Raw genomic sequence first — 19369 nt, forward strand, 5'->3', positions numbered from 1 at the left:
TTGCCGGCATTTCCCGGCTATGTTCTTGAAGGGTTCCTACACGAGGTTCCGCCCGCGGCGGTGGAAGGCGCACCATAAACCAGGGATCGGCGAGGGCAACGCCTTCGTTTGGCGGGCAACGGGTGGCCCGTGCTACGATGGCTTCCAAGCAGGATCCAAAGACGGGAGGAGCGACCCATGGCCTTGAGCATAGGGGTGTTGGATCATTTCAACATCCGGACCCGCAAGCTCACCGAGACGGTCCGGTTCTATGAGGACGTCCTGGGCCTGCAAAACGGCAGGCGCCCGAACTTCGCGTTTCCGGGGGCGTGGATGTACAGCGAGGGCAGGCCGGTGGTCCATCTGGTCGATATTTCCCCCACCGACGAGCCACAAAAGCCCGATTCCGGCGTTGTCCATCACGTTGCCTTCGCAAGCCGGGGCTTTGCGGACATGAAGCAGCGGCTTCAGTCCAGGGGCGTGCAATACGAGGCGCGGCAGGTGCCCGGGGGCGAGCTCTGGCAGATCTTCGTCCGCGACCCCAACGGGGTGATGATAGAGCTCAACTTCGAGGCGGCCAGGGAAGAGGGGTCGGCGCCCGCACAGGCTGCGGGCGACATTGGCAGCCAGTAGCATTTTGAGCTCATTCGCTCTATGGGTCGCGTCGCAATGTCGGCAGGAGATGCGCTTTGGGCGTAACACAGCAACAGGTTCTGGACTCGCTTTCCAAGATAAAGTCGCCGCGCGGTGTCGCGCTGACGAACGCCAATGTGCTCTCGGCCGTCGTGGTGAATGACGGCAAGGTGTTCTTCTCCATCAATGTCGATGCCGCCGAGGCGCGGGCCTGGGAAAGTGTGCGCGCGCAGGCAGAAAGTGCGGTGCGAGCCATTCCCGGGGTAACCACCGCGCTGGTCGCGCTCACCGCCGAGCGCAAGCCCGGCGCCGCGCCGTCCGGCCGCGCTGGCGGCGTAAAACCGGAGGCTGCCCATCGGCCGCCGCAGGGCGACACCTCGCCGATGTCGCGGCAGGCGGAAATCCCGGGTGTAGGCGCCGTCATCGCGGTAGCCTCGGGCAAGGGCGGCGTCGGCAAGTCAACGACCGCGCTCAATCTTGCGCTCGGCCTGCGCGACCTCGGACTGAAAGTCGGGTTGCTCGACGCCGACATCTACGGGCCCTCGATCCCCCGCCTGACCGGCATTCACGAAAGGCCGGAGCTCAACGCCGACCGCAAGATGATCCCGATCAAGCGATTCGGGCTCGCGGTGATGTCGATCGGCTTCCTGGTCGAGGAGGAGATGGCGATGATCTGGCGTGGTCCGATGGTAATGTCGGCCATCACCCAGATGCTGCGCGACGTCGAGTGGGGGACCCTGGATGTCCTCGTGGTCGACATGCCGCCGGGCACGGGCGATGCGCAGCTCACGCTGGCCCAGAACGTGCCCCTGAAGGGGGCCGTGATCGTGTCCACCCCGCAGGATCTGTCGCTGATCGATGCGCGCCGGGGGCTTGCGATGTTCAGGAAGGTCGACGTGCCGGTCCTGGGTATTGTCGAGAACATGAGCTATTTCCAATGCCCGCATTGCGGGACGCGGTCGGACATTTTCGGCCATGGCGGGGCGCGCCTTGAGGCGGAGCGGCTGGGCGTGCCGTTCCTGGGCGAAATACCGCTGCACATGGAGATCCGCTCCACCTCGGATGCAGGTAACCCGGTGGTGGAGAGCGAGCCGGACGGTCCCCATGCCGCGGTCTATCGGGCCATCGCGACCAAGGTTCGGGACCAGCTCAAGGGGGTCGTCGCAGCCTGAAGGTCGTTTCCGCCGGCTCGCCGGGATTCGACTTTGGTCGAGTCCCACCTGACGCCAATGTTGCGTTTCCGAGAGCCTCGCTCCGTGATAAACGCCACCCGCCAGACCGCCTTCGGTTCGACGCGGCTATCGCATCGCCGAAACCAATACGGCCTATAGCAGAACCAGGGGAAACCGCCCCAGCAAGGAGATATCTGAATGAAGCGTCGTGATTTCTTGAAAGTGTCGGCAGCAGGCGCGGCGGCGACCGCTGTGGCTTCGCCGGCGATCGCACAGTCTGCGCCCGAGGTGAAGTGGCGCCTGACCTCGAGCTTCCCGAAGTCGCTCGATACGATCTACGGCGGCGCCGAATATCTGGCGAAGCAAGTTGCCGAGATGACCGACAACAAGTTTCAGATCCAGGTCTTCCAGGCCGGCGAAATCGTACCCGGACTGCAGGCGCTGGACGCGACCTCGAAGGGCACCGTCGAGATGTGCCACACCGTGTCCTACTATTACGTCGGCAAGGACCCGACCTATGCGATCTTTTCGGCGGTGCCGTTCGGCCTGAACGCGCGCCAGCAGAACTCCTGGCTTTATCAGGGCGGCGGCATGGAGCTCGCCAACGAGTTCTACAAGAAGAACGCCAACGCGATTGCTTTCCCCTGCGGCAACACCGGCACGCAGATGGGCGGCTGGTTCCGCAAGGAGATCAAGACCGTTGCCGATCTGTCCGGCCTGAAATTCCGCATCGGCGGCATCGCGGGCCAGGTCCTGCAGAAGCTCGGCGTGGTACCGCAGCAGCTCGCCGGTGGCGACATCTACCCGTCGCTTGAAAAGGGCACGATCGATGCCGCCGAATGGGTCGGTCCTTATGACGACGAAAAGCTCGGCTTCGCCAAGGTCGCCAAGTACTACTATTATCCCGGCTGGTGGGAAGGCGGCCCGACCGTCCACGCCTTCGCCAACCTCGACAAGTGGAACGAGCTGCCGAAGAGCTATCAGACGATCCTGACCAATGCGGCTGTCCACACCAACTCCTGGATGGCGGCGCGCTATGACATGCTGAACCCGGCCGCGCTGAAGCGCCTCGTGGCCAGCGGCACGCAGCTGCGTCCGTTCACCAACGAGGTCCTGGAGGCCTGCCTCAAGGCGACCAACGAACTGTGGGCGGAGATCTCGGCCAAGAACGCCGAATTCAAGAAAGTGATCGACGCCATGCAGGCCTATCGTTCGGACCAGTACCTGTGGTGGCAGGTCGCCGAGTACACCTACGACAGCTTCATGATCCGCTCGCGCACCCGCGGCTGATCACGGCCTAAGACCACTCGACCGGAAAGCCCGGCCTCGCATAGAGGCCGGGCTTTTTGCGTGTGTGAGACCTTAGTTCCGATGGAAATCGGTAAAAGGATGCTCCATGCTGACCCTACGCCTCACAAAGAAGGCTCAATCGACGCAGCAAAGCGGGAGGAAATTCATGAAGCGACGAGATTTTATCAAAGTCACCGGACTGGGCGTGGCGGGAGCGGCAACCATAGCCGCTCCAGCGATCGCGCAGTCCATGCCTGAAATAAAATGGCGAATGCCGACGAGCTGGCCGAAGTCGCTCGACACCCTGTACGGCGGTGCCGAAATGATGGCCAAAATGGTTGCGGAAGCGACCGACAACAAATTCCAGATCCAGACATTTGCCGGCGGCGAAATCGTCCCCGGATTGCAGGTGCTCGACGCCGTGCAGAACGGCACCTGCGAAATCGGCCACACCGCCTCCTACTACTATTTCGGCAAGGACCCGACCTTTACCTTCGGTTCAGCGGTGCCGTTTGGTCCCAACATGCGCATCAACCAGGCGTGGTACATGCTGGGCGGGGGCAGGGACGTCCTCAACGCGTTCTACAAGAAGTACAATGTCGTTTCGCTGCTGGCCGGCAACACCGGTTGCCAGATGGGCGGCTGGTTTCGCAAGGAGGTCAAGACGCCCCAAGATTTCAGCGGACTGAAATTCCGCATCGGCGGCTTCGCGGGCCGGGTGTTGCAGAAGCTCGGGGCGGTCCCGCAGCAGATTGCGGGCGGCGACATCTATCCGGCACTCGAAAAGGGCACCATCGACGCCGCCGAATGGGTCGGTCCCTATGACGACGAGAAGCTCGGCTTCTACAAGGTCGCGCCGCACTACTACTACCCTGGCTGGTGGGAAGGCGGGCCGATGCTGCTCGCCTTCGTCAACCTCGACAAGTGGAATGCACTGCCGAAGTACTATCAAAGCGTTCTTGAGCAGGCCGGCCACTACTCCAACAACTGGATGATGGCGAGGTACGACCAGGGCAACCCGCCTGCGCTGCGCCGGCTGATCGCGGGTGGCGCCAAGCTTCATCCGTTCTCACCCGAGATCATGGTGGCCTGCTTGAAGGCGGCAAGGGAGTTGCACAACGAGGTCTCGGCCGGCAACGCCGACTTCAAGAAAGTGTACGAGTCGCTGACGAGCTTCGCCAATAACGGCTATCAATGGTTCCAGGTGGCTGAAGTGGGTTACGACAACTTCATGGCGCGCGCGTCGCAGAGCTGACCTTAGATAATCCCGGCAAAATCGAAAAAAACCCGGAGCGAAAGCCCCGGGTTTTTTGAACCTGCTTTGGTCGACGCGCCGCTACTGCCTGGGTGGGCCCAGATCGAGCGGCGGCAGCTCGATCTGCGGCACCTCGATCTTGATCGTGCTGGGATCGACGGTCGACAGCGTGCCCTTGTAGTGCATCACCATGGCCGGGAACATGATCACCAGCAGCACCATGATGACCTGTATGACTACGAAAGGCACCGCGCCCCAATAGATCTGGCCCGTCGTGACCGGCTCCATCCGCTTGCCGGTGACGCGGTCGATATACGGCTCCTTTGGCGCGACCGAGCGCAGGTAGAACAGCGCAAAGCCGAACGGCGGGTGCATGAAGGAAGTCTGCATGTTGACGCCGAGGATCACACCGAACCAGATCAGGTCGATGCCGAGCTTTTCGGCTGCCGGCCCCAGGAGCGGGATCACGATGAAGGCGAGCTCGAAGAAGTCGAGGAAGAACGCCAGCACGAACACGAAGGCATTGACGAAGATCAGGAAGCCGATCTGACCGCCGGGCAGGGAGGTCAAGAGATGCTCTACCCAGACGTGGCCGTTGACGCCGTAGAAGGTCAGCGAGAACACGCGGGCGCCGACCAGGATGAATACGACGAAGGCGGACAGCTTTGCCGTCGACTCGATGGCCTGACGGATCAGGTCCCAGCTCAGGCGGCGTTTCATCGCGCCCAGGATCAGCGCTCCCGAGGCGCCCATCGCGCCGCCTTCGGTCGGGGTGGCAACGCCGATGAAGATGGTGCCGAGCACCAGGAAGATCAGGAACAGCGGCGGCACCATCACGAAGGTCGTCTGCTGCGCCATGCGCGACAGGAAGCGGAAGCCGGTGAGCTTGTCGATCGCCCAGTTGATCACGGCAATGAAGAAGGCGAACAGGATGCCCCAGAACATGCAAAGCACGACGTAATCGGCTCCGCGCGCCTCCGAATTACGCATCATCAGCCAGCCGAATACGGCGCTGGCGAGCGCCAGCACACCGAGCGAGGTCAGGCCGCGGCTGCCGCTGTCTTCGCGAAAGCCGATCGCTTCCTTGGGCAGGCCCGGAGCCGCATTGGGGAAGATCAAGGTGACGAGGAAGGCGTATCCGGCATATAAGCCGGCGAGTACGATCCCCGGAATGAACGCACCTTCGTACATATCGCCGACGGACTTGCCGAGCTGGTCGGCCATCACGATCAGAACGAGGGAGGGCGGAATGATCTGCGCGAGCGTGCCGGAAGCCGCGATGATGCCGGTCGCCATGCGCCGGTCGTAGCCGTAGCGCAGCATGATCGGCAGCGAGATCAGGCCCATCGAGATCACGGATGCCGCGACCACACCGGTCGTCGCCGCCAGCAGTGCGCCGACGAACACCACGGCATAGGCGAGGCCGCCGCGGATCGTGCCGAACAGTTGACCGATGGTGTCGAGCAGGTCTTCGGCCATGCCGGAGCGTTCGAGCACCAGCCCCATGAACGTGAAGAAGGGGATCGCGAGCAGCGTGTCGTTGTTCATCACGCCGTAGACGCGCTCGGGCAGTGCCTGCAGGAAGTCGGGATGAAACTGTCCGAGCTCGACGCCGATGACGGCGAAGGCGAGGCCGACGGCGCCGAGCGAGAAGGCTGCGGGGTAACCGAGCAGCAGCACGATCACCAGCGAGGCGAACATGATCGGCGCCAGATTGGCGATGATAAACGCGGTCATTAGTCCCCCTGGATGCGCCGATCGGCGGTCATTTCTTTTCGATAGCCTCGACGAGGTGTTCGACCTCGGCTTCGATTGCGCTCACCTGCGAGGCGTGCGGATCGGGAATCAGCCCGCGCATGACCGCAATCCGCTTGATCAGCTCAGAGACGGCCTGCACGAGCAGGAAGGCAAAGCCGACTATGACAAGCGACTTCGCCGGCCATTGCGGCAATCCGCCCGCATTGCCGGACTGTTCGCTGACCTCATACGAACGCATGAAGAACGGCCCCCCGGTGATGATCATGACGATCGTGAGCGGGATCAGGAAGAACAGATGGCCGATCACGTCGATGAGGTCGCGGACCCATTTCGGCAGCAGGTTGTTGATGATGTCGATGCGGATGTGCTCGTTGTCGAGCAGGGTCCAGGGCGAGCACAGCAGGAAAACGATGCTGAACAGCACCCACTGCAGCTCGAGCCAGGAGTTCGAGGACGTGTCGAACGTCTTTCGCACGATGGCATTCATGCTCGAAATGATCACTGCCACCAGGATCAGCCATGCCAGGCGTTTACCCGTCCAACGTGTGAACGTGTCGATCCCACGGCTCAACTTCAGGAGCGATTGCAACGCTAGGCCCTCCCCGCTAATGCCCGGCCGTCTTGTCTGCACCGACTGGGCGCACTGGCTTGTATCGCCGCGCAGGCATGAGGCATCTGCACCAAACCAGCGGGCGTGCCGGCAGTCAATCGCAAATTCGTTTATCGCTAAAGGGGATAGGCTTTGGGCGGTCGACCTGCTCAGCCGCCGGTGACGCTCATGTGCCGGTTGACGCTCGGGCGGTTGTGACGGCGGTCGATGACGAAATCGTGCCCTTTCGGCTTCAAGCCGATGGCCTGGTCGATCGCCGAGGAAACCAGGCCGTCATCGTCGGATGCCCTGAGCGGCTTGCGCAGGTCGGAAGCGTCTTCGTGGCCGAGGCAAGTATGGAGCGTGCCGGTGCAGGTGATGCGCACCCGGTTGCAGGATTCGCAGAAATTGTGGGTCATCGGCGTGATGAACCCGAGCTTGCCGCCGGTCTCGGCGACGCTCACGTAGCGCGCCGGCCCGCCGGTCGTCTCCGCAAGGTCCGTCAGCGTGTAATGGCTGGCAAGGCGCGCGCGAACCAGCGACAGCGGCACGTATTGGTCGATCCGGCCCGCGCCGATCTCGCCCATGGGCATCACTTCGATCAGCGTCATCCCCATGCCCTTGCCATGGGCCCACTCCATCAGCGAGGGGATCTCGTCCTCGTTGAGGTTCTTGAGCGCCACCGCGTTGATCTTCACCGAAAGCCCGGCTGCGCGTGCGGCCTCGATGCCTTCGAGCACCTTGTCGATCTCGCCCCAGCGGGTGATGGCGCGGAACTTTGCCGGATCCAGCGTGTCCAGCGACACGTTGATGCGGTGCACGCCGCTATCGGCGAGTTCCTGCGCGAAGCGTGCCAGTTGCGTGGCGTTGGTCGTGAGCGTCAGTTCGTGCAGGGCTCCGCTCTTGAGATGGCGCGACAGCGAGCGAACTAGCGACATCACGTTGCGGCGGACGAGGGGCTCGCCGCCGGTCAGGCGCAGCTTTCGCACGCCTCTGGCGATGAAGGCGGAGCACAGGCGGTCAAGCTCTTCCAGCGTGAGCAGATCGGCCTTGGGCAGGAACGTCATGTCCTCGGCCATGCAATAGGAGCAGCGCAAATCGCAACGATCGGTCACCGACACCCGCAAGTAAGTGATCGTCCGGCCGAACGGGTCGATCATCGGACGCGACAGCGAAAGAGGACTCAATACGGGACCGGTCATTCAGCAAGCCTTGTCACGACGGCGATGTCCGTGCCCAGGGCACGGCAAGATTAATGGGGCTGATGCAATCTAAGCATTAGGCGCGGCGCCGACAATCTTGCACTGCACGCGTCAGCGCGTCGGCGTGGCCGGTGCCGCATTCGGATCGGGGAACGGTGAGCTTGCCGCCGGTGCCGGCGCTGCTTTCGGCGTCTTTGGCTTCTTCGGCGCTTTCTTGACCGGCTTCGGCGGAACGATCGGCTGCAGTTCCGCGTACACGGGGTTGGGATCGGTGGTGACGCTGGCTGGCGTGGCGAGATCGCCCGGGGTCCGGATAATCTGTACGGAGACGGTCGCCGACTCGAACTTGTTCAGGGTGTAGCTGACCGAGAAGCCCGTCTCAGGCGCCGGGACCGTGACGGCGCAGGGCGTCTTGCAACCGGGACCGAGCGAAGTGCGGGCATCGGCTCCGGGCGGGTTGGATTCGAGCTGAACCTGGATGGAGGGAGGCGTCGACTTGAACGCGTCCCAAGAGAAGGTGGAACAACCGGCCAGGCCCATCCCCGCGAGGCCAATCGCGATGACACGACGCATGATCAATCCACTCTATTGCGGCGAGTTGCCGCAATCCCCGATCAGACGATAGGAGTGTCAAAACAGCCGCGCAACCAGGCGGGCCATTATAGTTAATCGATGGTTAATTTTGCGGTGGATAATTACGCCGATGGATCAGGGTCTTAAGATGGGCTCGGGGCCGGCGCCAGGCTTTGCACGGCTTCCGGCAATTCGCTCATGTGATTGATGAGGCGGTCCGGCTTGAGCTGGGCGATCGGAACGTCCGTGTAGCCGAAGCCGACGCCGATGACCGGCACGCCCGCGCGCCTTGCGACACCGATGTCGGTTCCCGCATCGCCCACCATGATGGCAGCGGACATTTGTCCTCCGGCGCGCGCGACCGTCTCGCGCAGGAAGGACGGGTCCGGCTTGGAGACGCCGAACGTGTCCGCGCCGCAAATCGCCGCAAATCGCGGGGAGAGCCCCAGCCGGTCGAGCAGCCGCTTCGAGAGCCATTCGAGCTTGTTGGTGCAGACCGCGAGGAGATGGCCGCGTGCCTCGAGGTCGTCGAGCGCGCGTTCGAGACCTTCGAAGGGGCGCGATTCATCGGCGATATGGGCGGCGTAATAGTCGATGAAATCAGCCGTCATCCGGGTGATTTCATCGATGTGTGCGGCGCGGCCCTCGATTTCCAGGCCGCGCTCGATCAGCTTGCGCGCGCCGGCGCCGATCATGTTCCGCGCGGAGTGCAGGGGCACAGGGGGCAGGCCTTCGCGATCGAGCACGTAGTTCAGGGCGTTGATCAGGTCGGGCGCGGTGTCGACCAGCGTGCCGTCGAGGTCGAAGACAATGGTGTGAGCGGAGTTCATCCTGCAAAGCGCTATCGGTACCTTCGCCGCCACGCAAGGGGCGGGCGGTCTCGAGGAGGAGACCGGCAGTCGGCCGGCCCGAGCGCGAAACCGTGGTGATGGCGCTGTTCCCGGAGGCAAAAGGGGGCTAGACAGGCCGCCGGAAACGCCCGGTCGGGCGGCTTTTCGGGAACAGACGGTTTGACGATGGATCAATTGAAGCGGCAGGCCGCGGCGCGTGCGCTGGAAGAGGTCCGGGACGGCATGAAACTCGGTCTCGGCACCGGCTCGACGGCCAAGCATTTCGTCGAGCTGCTCGGCGAACGCGTTCGCGCCGGCCTCAAGGTGGTCGGTGTGCCGACGTCAGAGGCGACGCGCGCCGACGCGCAGCGCTGCTGTGTTCCCCTGACCACGCTCGACGACATCGACCGGCTCGACCTCACCGTCGACGGCGCCGACGAGATCGATCCGGCGCTCGACCTGATCAAGGGCGGCGGCGGCGCGCTGTTGCGGGAAAAGATCGTTGCCGCAGCGTCAGATCGCATGATCGTGATCGCCGATGATTCCAAATGGGTGGATGCGCTCGGACGGTATCCGCTGCCGGTGGAAGTCATTCCATTCGGCTTGGCGGCGACCCAGCGCGCCATGCGAACGGCATTTGCGGAAAGCGAAGTTTCGGGGCAAATGGCGGTCCGTAAGGCCAAGGACGGCCACGTTTTCGTCACCGATGGGGGCCACTGGATCATCGATGCCCATCTCGGACGAATAAGGAATGCCGCACGGCTTGCGACGCTGCTCAGCGCGATCCCCGGCGTGGTCGAGCATGGGCTTTTCATCGGCCTTGCCAGCACGGCTGTTCTGGCGGGCGCGCAGGGAATCCGTGTGGTTGAACGGCATTGATGCCGAAAGGAGAATAGGAATGAAGAGCGTTCTGAGAATTTTGCCCGCAGCTGGCCTTGCGCTGGGTTTGGTGCTGGCGAGCTTGCCGGCTGCGGCGCAGCAGGCCGCGGCTCCCAAGCAGCCGGCCGCGGCTCCCAAGGCATCAGCGGCAGCAATCGCGTCGGCCAAGGAAATCCTGGCGCTGAAGAACGCGAACGCGATGTACGCGAACGCCGTGCCCGGCATGGTGCAGAAGACCAAGGACGCCCTGATCGGGCAGAATCTCAACTATCAGAAGGACCTCAACGAGGTTGCTCCGATCGTGGTTCAGGCGCTGACGGGCCGCGAGAAGGAGATCGGTGACGGCATGGCGCAGGCCTATGCGAGTGAGTTCACCGAGCAGGAGTTGAAGGACCTCGTGACGTTCTACAAATCGGCGCTTGGCCAGAAGCTGATAGCCGCCGAACCCAAGGCCATCGGGCTGAGCATGACCTTCATGAACCAGTGGGCCCAGAATTTCAGCGAAGTCGTCATGGCCCAGTTCCGCGCCGAGATGAAGAAGCGCGGCAAGGAGATGTAAGCGAGCCTTTAGAGCCGAGGTCGAGGTGAAACATGGCTGATTTCGACGTCGACCTCTTTGTCATCGGTGGCGGTTCGGGCGGCGTTCGCGCGGCCCGGATCGCGGCAGGCCATGGCGCGCGCGTCATGGTCGCCGAAGAGTACCGCATGGGCGGCACCTGCGTGATCCGCGGCTGCGTTCCGAAGAAGCTGTTCGTGCTGGGATCGCATGTCCGTCACGAGATCGAGGACGCCGCGGGCTTCGGCTGGACTATTCCCTCCGCGACCTTCGACTGGCCGACCCTGATCGCCAATAAGGATAAGGAGATCGCGCGGCTGGAAGGCATCTACGCCGCGAATGTCGAGAAGGCGGGCGGGCGCATCGTCAAGATGAGGGCGGTGATCGAGGATGCCAACACCGTCCGGCTCACCAATGGCGAGGCGGTCCGGGCGAAATACATCCTCATCGCGACCGGCGGCGCGCCCAACCACGGCACGATGATCCCGGGCATCGAGCACGTGATCTCCTCCAACGAGGCTTTTCACCTGCCCGAGCTGCCGAAGCGGATCGTGATCCAGGGCGGCGGCTACATCGCGCTGGAATTCGCCTGTATCTTCGCCGGCTTCGGTTCCGACGTGACGGTGATCTATCGCGGCGACAATATCCTGCGCGGCTTCGACGAGGACGTGCGCGCCCACGTGCGCGCCGAGATGGAGAAGGACGGGATCACCTTGCTGACCGGCTGCACGGTGACGAAGGTCGACAAGCACGGTCACGAGTTCACCACTCATCTGTCGAACGGCTCCAGCGTCGCCTCCGACAAGGTGATGTTCGCGATCGGCCGCCATCCCAACGTCGCCAATCTCGGCCTGGAAAAGGCGGGCGTCGCCATCAATCCGGCAAACGGCGGCATCGCCGTCGACAGCTTCTCGCGCAGCTCGGTGCCGAACATCTATGCGATCGGGGACGTCACCCATCGCATCAACCTGACGCCGGTCGCGATCCGCGAGGGCCATGCCTTCGCCGACACCGTGTTCGGCGGCCGTCCGGTCGAGGTCGATCACACCGACATTCCCACGGCCGTGTTCTCGCAGCCTGAGGTCGGCACGGTGGGGCTGACCGAAACGCAGGCGCGCGCCAAGTTCAGCCACGTCGACATCTACAAGGCGACGTTCCGGCCGATCAAGGCAACGTTGTCAGGTCGCGACACCCGCATGCTGATGAAACTTATCGTCGACGGCACCAGCGATCGTGTCGTCGGCTGTCACATTGTGGGCGATGGCGCCGCCGAGATCATCCAGGCGGTCGCGATCGCGGTGAAGATGAAAGCGACCAAGGCCGATTTCGACGCGACCCTTGCGCTGCATCCGACGGCCGCCGAGGAACTCGTGACCATGCGCACGCCGACCGCGCGCCACGTGCGGCAGGCGGCCGAGTAGAAACTCACGCCGTGAATCGCGCCGGCTTCAGGGAACTGCACGCCGTCTTCGCGCACATCGTTGCGCGAAACGCCGGCTCCGCGCAGCTGACCGAAAGCGTGGCCGAACGCGCGTTCGATATCTTCGAGGCGAATATGGGTCCGCTTGCGGCGCATCTGCCCCCGCTCGCCTGCGAGAAGGGCTGCCCGTCGTGCTGCATCCTGCGCGTCACGGCCACCGCGCCGGAAGTTTTCCTGCTTGCCTCTTACGTCAGGCGGATCGAAGCGAGCCCGCAGGGCGCCGCAATCGGTCTCAAGCGGCGCATCGAGCTTGCCGACCGCGCCACGCGCGGGCTCGGCGAGGCAGAGCGAATGGCGCTGCGCAAGCCGTGCCCCTTCATCGTTCGAGGCATGTGTATCGTCCATCCCGTGCGGCCGCTGGCCTGCCGTGGGCACGCCTCGTTTGACAAGAAGGCCTGCGCCCGTGCGGCGGCGGGCCAGGACGTGGAGGTGCCGCTGTCCGAACCGCACCACGCGCTGCGCGGATCGGTGCAGGCCGCGCTGCAGTCGGCGCTGCGTTCGGCCGGGCTTGCCTGGGGCCTCTACGAGGTCATCCACGGCCTGGCGCTCGCACTCGATCGCGAGGAGCGCGAGGCGGACTGGGTCGCCGGCAAGGACAGCCTGGCACCGGCAGCAATCGAATTCGACCGCACGGCGGCGGCCGAGCAGTTGGACGAGTTGCTCGCGAGGTGATTCATGGCGCACGATTCAAAGCCCCCGGTCTTGGAGTTTGAATCGCGGGCGTCGGGCCAATTGCGAACGCCCTTTGCCCGGCGCCGGCCCGGTTGCTCTTGGGAAGGAGAAACCAGATCGCCGCCAAAGCCTATCGAGGAGGTCGGAAATGACCTTGCCGGGCAAATCACCCTGTCAATCCCCTGCGGCGAAAAGATTTCTCTTTATCCGAATTCGGATTTGACGTATATGCGCGTCGTCCCGCCCGATTGAAGAGGGGCGTATCGCGATCGTCACGAAATGCGGGTTGGGATGCGGTGGAGCGGGTTGCGCCGGCGCGAAGTTTGAACCACAGGGCGGCCTTTCGTGAGTGGTTCGCTTCGCGCAGGACGAACGGCGCAAGGCGCGTACGGCAAAAGCGTGTGGTTCTGGCTGCCGTTGCTGCAGTCAAGCCTGCGGAGGCGAAGTCGGTCCGACCGGATCGATCAGCCGTCAATCCGCGGGCGACGGTGACAAGAGAAGAATTCGTCGCCGGGAAGAGCGCGCCATAAGCCGTAAGGCCACTGCGCAGGGAAGGCCGGGTGATTTCGGCTGTACCTGTATGCTCGTGTGCGATTTCCTGAGCGTGTGTGCACACGAGACCGCGGGTGCCGCCGTGCGCCCGGTCTTCCCTGCGCCCTCGACAATCGAAGAGGGCGAGGACGTGCAGCAAAACTCGGACGCAATGCGCCGCGAGAATGCGAAGGCGTGTTTGTTGCTAGGAGCGAAAGTGGATTGTCTCCAGGGGCGATCACTTATGACCGTCATCCTGAGGCGCCGGAGCGTAGCGGAGGCCTCGAAGGGCGACGGCCCGGCTGCATCCCGGCCGTTCATCCTTCGAGGCTCGCTGCGCGAGCGCCTCAGGATGACGGGACTGCTATTGCCGTCATTGCGAGCGAAGCGAAGCAATCCTGGCTATCTCCGCGGCGACAGTCTGGATTGCTCGTCGCTGTCGCTCCTCGCAATGACGGCGCGAAGACAGCTTGCTCCAAATCCTCAGCCGTGTTGCGTGGGCACGAGCGCGAACCGTCTGGCCGTTCACTCGCCCTGCAGCCATTCCGCCGCGCCGCGCCACAGCGTGTCGCGGTGCTCGGGCCGGAAGAAACCGAAGTGCCCGATCTTCCTGGCGCCGACATCCCCGGGCGTGACGGAGAGAATTTCCGGCGTGATCGAGGTGAAGCCCGAGCACAGCAGCTCGACGGCCGGCCGCGTCGCCCAGGGATCGTCGGAGAAGCTGAGCGCGCGCAGCTCGCCCTTGAACTTGGCGAAGTTTTCAAGCGCCGGCAGTCTGGAATCAAGCAGATAGCGCGGACTGTTCACCCAGCTCACCCATTGCAGGAACACGTTCTTGGGCAGATCCTCGCCGATGCCGCTCCAGCCCGGCGTATAGCCCAGCACGCGGGTGAGGGGGACGCCGAAGTAGTTGAGCAGGAGACGGACGCGATAGTTCTCCGGCGGGGTCATCAGCTTCCAGTATGCGGCCTGCGAAGCTATGAACAGCGCGCGCGCCACCTCGTTGTTGTTGGGCAGAAGGCCGAGCGCCTGGCCCCCGAAGGAATGGCCGATATAGATGAGCGGCAGATCGTCGTAGCGCTCGCGCATCCACCTCACCGCGGCGGCGATGTCGAGCGTCGCCCAGTCCGCCATCGACGCCTTGAAGCCCACCAGCGATCTCGGCCGGTTGTAGCCGTCGATGGCCTTCTGCCGGGAGTCGCCGATGCCGCGATAATCATAGGTCAGGACGGCGCAGCCGCGATGGGCGAGATAGCTGGCGAAGCCGCGGTAGAGCTTGCGGGGGACCGCGGTGGCCGAATTGATCAGCACGGCATGCCGCTTGGCGCCGCGTGGCAGGAACAGTGTGGCCCCCAGCGGATAGCCGTCGCCGGCCGGCACGGTAATGTCGTCGATAAACACGTCGTCGAGCGGAGCGTCCATTGCCGCGAGAATCCCCGGACTTCAACCTCAGCATCAAGAAAAGGCGAATTCGGCTTTCAGTGCAAGGGTTTGCCTCGCTGGTTTCATTTCCAACTGGCGGTTGCCCTGCAGCCTGTGTATAACGCGGCCCTTCCATGGCCCGCCAGTTAAGTGGCGGTTTTTGCTTACGGAGTTGATTTGATGTCCGAGCGGTGGACGCCCGATAGCTGGCGCAGCAAGCCGGTGCTGCAGGTACCCGAGTATCCCAATGCCAAGGCATTGGCCGATGTCGAGGCCCAGCTTGCGACCTTTCCGCCGCTGGTTTTTGCCGGCGAGGCGCGCAACCTGAAGAAGGCGCTGGCGCGGGTCGCCGCCGGCGAGGCCTTCCTCCTGCAGGGCGGCGATTGCGCCGAGAGCTTCGCCGAGCACGGCGCCAACAACATCCGCGACTTCTTCCGCGTGCTGCTGCAGATGGCGGTGGTGCTCACCTATGCCGGCGCGGTGCCGGTGGTGAAGGTCGGCCGCATCGCCGGGCAGTTCGCAAAGCCGCGCTCCTCGCCGACCGAGAAGGCGGGCGGCGTCGAGCTGCCGAGCTACCGCGGCGACATCGTCAACGACATCGCCTTCACCGCCGAGGCGCGCACGCCCGATCCCCAGCGTCAGCTGATGGCCTATCGCCAGTCGGCGGCAACGCTGAATCTGCTGCGAGCCTTTGCCACCGGCGGCTTTGCCAATCTCGCCAGCGTGCATCAGTGGATGCTCGGCTTCATCAAGGATTCTCCGCAGTCGCGGCGCTACAAGGAGTTGGCCGACCGCATCTCCGAGGCGCTCAATTTCATGCGCGCCTGCGGCCTCGATCTGGAGAGCCACCCCGAGCTGCGCGCCACCGACTTCTACACCAGCCATGAAGCGCTGCTGCTCGGCTATGAGCAGGCGTTCACACGGGTCGATTCCACGACCGGAGACTGGTACGCCACGTCCGGCCACATGCTGTGGATCGGCGACCGCACGCGGCAGATCGATCACGGTCACGTTGAATATTTCCGCGGTATCAAGAACCCGATTGGCCTGAAGTGCGGGCCGTCGCTGAGGGCCGACGATCTGCTGCGGCTGATCGAGGTGCTGAACCCCGACAACGAGCCCGGACGGCTGACGCTGATCGGTCGCTTCGGCGCCGACAAGATCGGCGAGCACCTGCCGGTCCTCGTGCGCGCCGTCCAGCGCGAGGGGCGGGTGGTTGTCTGGTCGTGCGATCCCATGCACGGCAACACCATTACCTCGACCAGCGGTTACAAGACGCGGCCGTTCGACCGCATCCTGTCTGAGGTGAAGTCGTTCTTCGCGATCCACGCTGCGGAAGGCACCCATGCCGGCGGCGTTCATCTGGAGATGACCGGCCAGGACGTCACAGAATGCATCGGCGGCGCGCGCGCCATCACGGACGAGGGCCTCAACGACCGCTATCACACGGTTTGCGATCCCCGCCTCAACGCCGAGCAGTCGATCGACATGGCCTTCCTCATCGCGGAACTGCTTAAACAGGATCGCGCCGCCCAGGCCAAGCCGATGCCGGCCGTCGCGGGTCTCTAGATTTGCTCCGGTTCTGGCGAGCCACCATCAACTCGCGCAATGGCATCATCTTCGCGATTCGCTCGGAGCAGGCGGTTCGCGAGGAGATCGCCGCCCTGATCCTTGCGTTGCCGCTCGCCTGGCTGATCGGCGCGACAACCATCCGTGCGGTCGAGCTGGTCGGATCGGTGGTGCTGGTCCTGATCGTCGAACTGCTCAACACCGCGATCGAGAAGCTTGCCGACCGGCTGACGATGGATCACGATCCGCAGATCGGTCAGGTCAAGGACATGGGCTCGGCCGCCGTCGGCGTCGCCCTGGTGCTAGCCGGCATATTCTGGCTGTTCGCCATCGCCGAACGAATGGGCATGATCTAGCGCATGACCGAACGAGCTGAGGTATTTGCCGTCACGCTCGCCCAGCTCAATCCGACGCTGGGCGATGTCGAGGGCAATGCTGCCAAGGCGCGCGCGGCGCGTGCGCAGGCGATGGCGGATGGCTCCGACCTGTTGCTGCTGCCGGAGCTGTTCATCGCCGGCTATCCACCGGAAGACCTGGTGCTCAAGCCAGCTTTCCAGGCGGCGTGCCGCGCGGCGGTCGAGGAACTGGCTCGCGAGACCGCCGATGGCGGTCCGGCGGTGCTGATCGGCACGCCGTGGGTCGAGGAAGGCAAGCTCTACAATGCCTGCGCACTTCTTGACCGCGGGCGGATCGCGGCGCTGCGCTTCAAGGTCAACCTGCCGAACTACGGCGTTTTCGACGAGAAACGGCTGTTCGCGCGCGGCCCGGCCGCAGGTCCCGTCACCGTCCGCGGCGTCCGGGTCGGTGTCCCGATTTGCGAGGACATCTGGCTTGAAGAGTCCGGGGACTACGAGAACATCGTCGAGACCCTGGCCGAGACCGGGGCGGAAATCATCCTCGTGCCCAACGGCTCACCCTATGCGCGCGACAAGAACGACGTCCGGCTGTCGGTCGCGGTGGCGCGGGTGAAGGAGAGCGGGCTGCCGGTGGTCTATCTCAACCAGGTCTGCGGCCAGGACGAACTGGTGTTCGATGGGGCCTCCTTCGTGCTCAATGGCGATCTGTCGCTCGCAGCGCAGTTGCCGGCCTTTGAAGAGAATGTCACGACGCTGCGCTTCACCTGCGGCACTGAGGGCTGGCGGTGCGCGGGTCCCATCGCCCAACTCCCGGAGGGCGACAAGGCCGACTATGCTGCCTGCGTGCTCGGCCTGCGCGACTATGTGCGCAAGAACGGTTTTCCCGGCGTCCTGCTCGGCATTTCCGGCGGCATCGATTCCGCGCTGTGCGCGGCCATCGCGGTCGATGCGCTTGGCGCGGATAGGGTGCGCGGGGTGATGCTGCCCTATCGCTTCACCGCGCAGGTCTCGATCGACGACGCGGCAAAGCTGGCAAGCCGGCTCGGCATCCGCCACGAGGTGCTGCCGATCGCGGATGCCGTCAACGGTTTCGAGAACATCCTGTCCGAGACCTTCAAGGGGCTGCCGCGCGACATCACCGAAGAGAATCTGCAGGCGCGCGCCCGCGGCACGCTGCTGATGGCGATCTCGAACAAGACCGGCGCCATGGTGGTGACGACCGGCAACAAGTCGGAAATGTCGGTGGGCTATGCCACGCTGTACGGCGACATGAACGGCGGCTTCAATCCAATCAAGGACATCTACAAGACCGAGGTGTTCCGCCTCGCCGCCTTGCGCAATGTCTGGAAGCCTGAGGGCGCACTCGGCCCCTCGGGCGAGGTCATTCCGCCCGACATCATTGCGCGGCCGCCGACCGCCGAGTTGCGGGAGAACCAGACCGATCAGGATTCGCTGCCGCCCTATGAGCTGCTTGATGCGGTGCTGGAGCGTTTGGTCGAGCGCGAGGAGCCGCTCGATGCGATCGTTGCCGCCGGCTTTGACCGCGACGTCGTGGCGCGGATCGACCGGCTGCTCGCGAGTGCCGAATACAAGAGGCGGCAGGCAGCGCCCGGAGTGAAGGTGACGCGGCGGAATTTCGGCAGGGACCGCCGCTATCCCATCACCAACCGCTTTCGCGATTCCGGCCAGCCATTGCCGAAGCCGGACGAAGATCTCGTGGCGCGATCCGGCCGCGGCTCGGCTGAAGCCTTCGAAGGGTAGGGCTACCAGATCAGTGTGGTCATCATCCGCGGAAGCGGATGACCCAGTGCCCGCGGCGCTCTTCTTGCGGAAGGAATCTCGCAACGAATGTCTGCATCGGCACACACATTGATGCTGGAAACTGGTTCCTTCGCTAAGCGAGCAGTGGCCATCCTTCAAGATTCGTAAGCAACCAGATTTGAATCGAGCACATTGATCGCGATCAATTTCAAGCAACGCCGTCTTTGCTAGTGTTTGTTTTGTCGAAACGTTGGAGGGTCAATGGCACCGCCGCAGCAGGCAGCCGTAACGACCGCCGGGGCATACGTTCGGGCCTCGGCCTAGCGGCTTCACCACGAACGCGTCATCGGGCGCGGCTTCCAGGGTTGCATCAGTCAGGCAAAACCCTAACTCAGCCGCGCCTCGATGCGCTTTTTTTTCCCAACAGGTTATCACCTAACGATTGCAAACGGCGGCGCAGATCACGGCCGCGGCATCTCGATCCCATTTTTCTTGTTCGCCGAGCGGTTTGCCGAGCGACCCGTCATCCACGCGCATGTCACGGAACCATCAGATCATGGGTTGTGCAAAATCGAGCGTGACTGCGGCAGGCTGGATCAAAAAGCGCGATGAAGCGCGAGCGAAAACCGATCGTATCGGCGCGAGGTTTTCAAGAGATAAGTGGCAGAAGCATACGAATAGAATCGCGTCTTACAATTTGCCATTGTTCCGCAGTTGCTGTCAGCCTGGCATACGTCCCAGACTCATGCGGCCCTGGCAGTCATTTACATGCCAATGAACAGCACAATCGCGACCAATAGAACCGTAAAGGCGATGCTGCAGATGGTGAGCCAGGACGCTTCGTGCTTCATGGACCTACGCT

General features: G+C 63.6%; 17 protein-coding genes. 11 read left to right on the forward strand and 6 right to left on the reverse strand.

Features of this window, described 5'->3' with window-relative positions; translation table 11 throughout:
• Positions 1 to 177 precede the first annotated feature (177 nt).
• From HY852_RS10115 to HY852_RS10130, 4 genes are all read left to right on the forward strand, one after another.
• The gene (locus HY852_RS10115) at positions 178 to 612 is read left to right on the forward strand and encodes a VOC family protein (protein ID WP_291604455.1); all 435 of its coding nucleotides are present in this window, start codon (positions 178 to 180) and stop codon (positions 610 to 612) included.
• Between the two features lie 56 nt (positions 613 to 668).
• Positions 669 to 1784, forward strand: a complete 1116-nt coding sequence (locus HY852_RS10120) for an Mrp/NBP35 family ATP-binding protein (protein WP_291604457.1) — start codon at positions 669 to 671, stop codon at positions 1782 to 1784.
• Positions 1785 to 1982: 198 nt separating this feature from the next.
• Positions 1983 to 3074, forward strand: coding sequence for a TRAP transporter substrate-binding protein (locus HY852_RS10125; RefSeq protein WP_291604460.1), 1092 nt, complete (start codon positions 1983 to 1985; stop codon positions 3072 to 3074).
• A 166-nt stretch (positions 3075 to 3240) separates the two neighbouring features.
• On the forward strand, positions 3241 to 4329 hold the full coding sequence (locus HY852_RS10130; protein WP_291604462.1) for a TRAP transporter substrate-binding protein: 1089 nt from the start codon (positions 3241 to 3243) through the stop codon (positions 4327 to 4329).
• 81 nt (positions 4330 to 4410) lie between these two features.
• On the opposite strand, the gene HY852_RS10135 is transcribed toward HY852_RS10130, so the two are convergent.
• The 5 genes from HY852_RS10135 to HY852_RS10155 form a co-directional block, all read right to left on the reverse strand.
• Positions 4411 to 6066, reverse strand: a complete 1656-nt coding sequence (locus tag HY852_RS10135; protein WP_291604463.1) for a TRAP transporter large permease subunit — start codon at positions 6064 to 6066, stop codon at positions 4411 to 4413.
• 28 nt (positions 6067 to 6094) lie between these two features.
• Positions 6095 to 6676: a TRAP transporter small permease subunit gene (locus HY852_RS10140; RefSeq protein ID WP_291604464.1), complete on the reverse strand. Its 582-nt coding sequence runs from the start codon at positions 6674 to 6676 to the stop codon at positions 6095 to 6097.
• Between the two features lie 170 nt (positions 6677 to 6846).
• Positions 6847 to 7878, reverse strand: a complete 1032-nt coding sequence (gene moaA, locus HY852_RS10145; protein WP_291604465.1) for a GTP 3',8-cyclase MoaA — start codon at positions 7876 to 7878, stop codon at positions 6847 to 6849.
• A gap of 111 nt (positions 7879 to 7989) precedes the next feature.
• Entirely contained in the window at positions 7990 to 8451 is a 462-nt protein-coding gene (locus HY852_RS10150; protein WP_291604466.1) for a hypothetical protein, read from the reverse strand.
• 143 nt (positions 8452 to 8594) lie between these two features.
• Entirely contained in the window at positions 8595 to 9281 is a 687-nt protein-coding gene (locus HY852_RS10155) for an HAD-IA family hydrolase (protein ID WP_291604468.1), read from the reverse strand.
• 180 nt (positions 9282 to 9461) lie between these two features.
• Here HY852_RS10155 and rpiA point away from each other — a divergent pair, with 180 nt between their 5' ends.
• Genes rpiA through HY852_RS10175 form a run of 4 tightly spaced genes read left to right on the forward strand, consistent with a single transcriptional unit; the run spans position 9462 to position 12868 of the window.
• A complete protein-coding gene (gene rpiA, locus HY852_RS10160; RefSeq protein WP_291604470.1) occupies positions 9462 to 10160 on the forward strand; it encodes a ribose-5-phosphate isomerase RpiA in 699 nt (232 codons plus the stop codon).
• A gap of 19 nt (positions 10161 to 10179) precedes the next feature.
• Positions 10180 to 10719 (forward strand): DUF2059 domain-containing protein, encoded by a 540-nt coding sequence (locus HY852_RS10165; protein WP_291604472.1) that lies wholly within the window; start codon positions 10180 to 10182, stop codon positions 10717 to 10719.
• 32 nt (positions 10720 to 10751) lie between these two features.
• On the forward strand, positions 10752 to 12137 hold the full coding sequence (gene gor / locus HY852_RS10170; protein ID WP_291604474.1) for a glutathione-disulfide reductase: 1386 nt from the start codon (positions 10752 to 10754) through the stop codon (positions 12135 to 12137).
• An 11-nt stretch (positions 12138 to 12148) separates the two neighbouring features.
• The gene (locus tag HY852_RS10175) at positions 12149 to 12868 is read left to right on the forward strand and encodes a hypothetical protein (RefSeq protein WP_291604477.1); all 720 of its coding nucleotides are present in this window, start codon (positions 12149 to 12151) and stop codon (positions 12866 to 12868) included.
• Positions 12869 to 13924: 1056 nt separating this feature from the next.
• Here the strand turns inward: HY852_RS10175 and HY852_RS10180 are convergent.
• Positions 13925 to 14821 (reverse strand): alpha/beta fold hydrolase, encoded by an 897-nt coding sequence (locus HY852_RS10180; protein ID WP_291604478.1) that lies wholly within the window; start codon positions 14819 to 14821, stop codon positions 13925 to 13927.
• Positions 14822 to 15001: 180 nt separating this feature from the next.
• Between HY852_RS10180 and HY852_RS10185 the strand changes: the two genes are divergently transcribed.
• The 3 genes from HY852_RS10185 to HY852_RS10195 are packed head-to-tail and all read left to right on the forward strand — an operon-like array spanning position 15002 to position 18507.
• On the forward strand, positions 15002 to 16390 hold the full coding sequence (locus HY852_RS10185; RefSeq protein ID WP_291604480.1) for a class II 3-deoxy-7-phosphoheptulonate synthase: 1389 nt from the start codon (positions 15002 to 15004) through the stop codon (positions 16388 to 16390).
• 2 nt (positions 16391 to 16392) lie between these two features.
• The gene (locus tag HY852_RS10190; protein ID WP_291604482.1) at positions 16393 to 16746 is read left to right on the forward strand and encodes a diacylglycerol kinase; all 354 of its coding nucleotides are present in this window, start codon (positions 16393 to 16395) and stop codon (positions 16744 to 16746) included.
• A 3-nt stretch (positions 16747 to 16749) separates the two neighbouring features.
• Positions 16750 to 18507, forward strand: a complete 1758-nt coding sequence (locus tag HY852_RS10195) for an NAD+ synthase (RefSeq protein WP_291604484.1) — start codon at positions 16750 to 16752, stop codon at positions 18505 to 18507.
• Positions 18508 to 19369: the final 862 nt, after the last annotated feature.

It is taken from the genome of Bradyrhizobium sp. (assembly GCF_016213215.1).
Taxonomy (GTDB): Bacteria; Pseudomonadota; Alphaproteobacteria; order Rhizobiales; family Xanthobacteraceae; genus Bradyrhizobium.

Coding starts and splice junctions, on each gene's coding strand:
- HY852_RS10115 (WP_291604455.1), top strand. CDS start 178: ATGGCCTTGAGCATAGGGGTGTTGGATCATTTCAACATCCGGACCCGC.
- HY852_RS10125 (WP_291604460.1), top strand. CDS start 1,983: ATGAAGCGTCGTGATTTCTTGAAAGTGTCGGCAGCAGGCGCGGCGGCG.
- HY852_RS10130 (WP_291604462.1), top strand. CDS start 3,241: ATGAAGCGACGAGATTTTATCAAAGTCACCGGACTGGGCGTGGCGGGA.
- HY852_RS10135 (WP_291604463.1), bottom strand. CDS start 6,066: ATGACCGCGTTTATCATCGCCAATCTGGCGCCGATCATGTTCGCCTCG.
- moaA (WP_291604465.1), bottom strand. CDS start 7,878: ATGACCGGTCCCGTATTGAGTCCTCTTTCGCTGTCGCGTCCGATGATC.
- HY852_RS10150 (WP_291604466.1), bottom strand. CDS start 8,451: ATGCGTCGTGTCATCGCGATTGGCCTCGCGGGGATGGGCCTGGCCGGT.
- HY852_RS10155 (WP_291604468.1), bottom strand. CDS start 9,281: ATGAACTCCGCTCACACCATTGTCTTCGACCTCGACGGCACGCTGGTC.
- HY852_RS10165 (WP_291604472.1), top strand. CDS start 10,180: ATGAAGAGCGTTCTGAGAATTTTGCCCGCAGCTGGCCTTGCGCTGGGT.
- gor (WP_291604474.1), top strand. CDS start 10,752: ATGGCTGATTTCGACGTCGACCTCTTTGTCATCGGTGGCGGTTCGGGC.
- HY852_RS10180 (WP_291604478.1), bottom strand. CDS start 14,821: ATGGACGCTCCGCTCGACGACGTGTTTATCGACGACATTACCGTGCCG.
- HY852_RS10185 (WP_291604480.1), top strand. CDS start 15,002: ATGTCCGAGCGGTGGACGCCCGATAGCTGGCGCAGCAAGCCGGTGCTG.
- HY852_RS10195 (WP_291604484.1), top strand. CDS start 16,750: ATGACCGAACGAGCTGAGGTATTTGCCGTCACGCTCGCCCAGCTCAAT.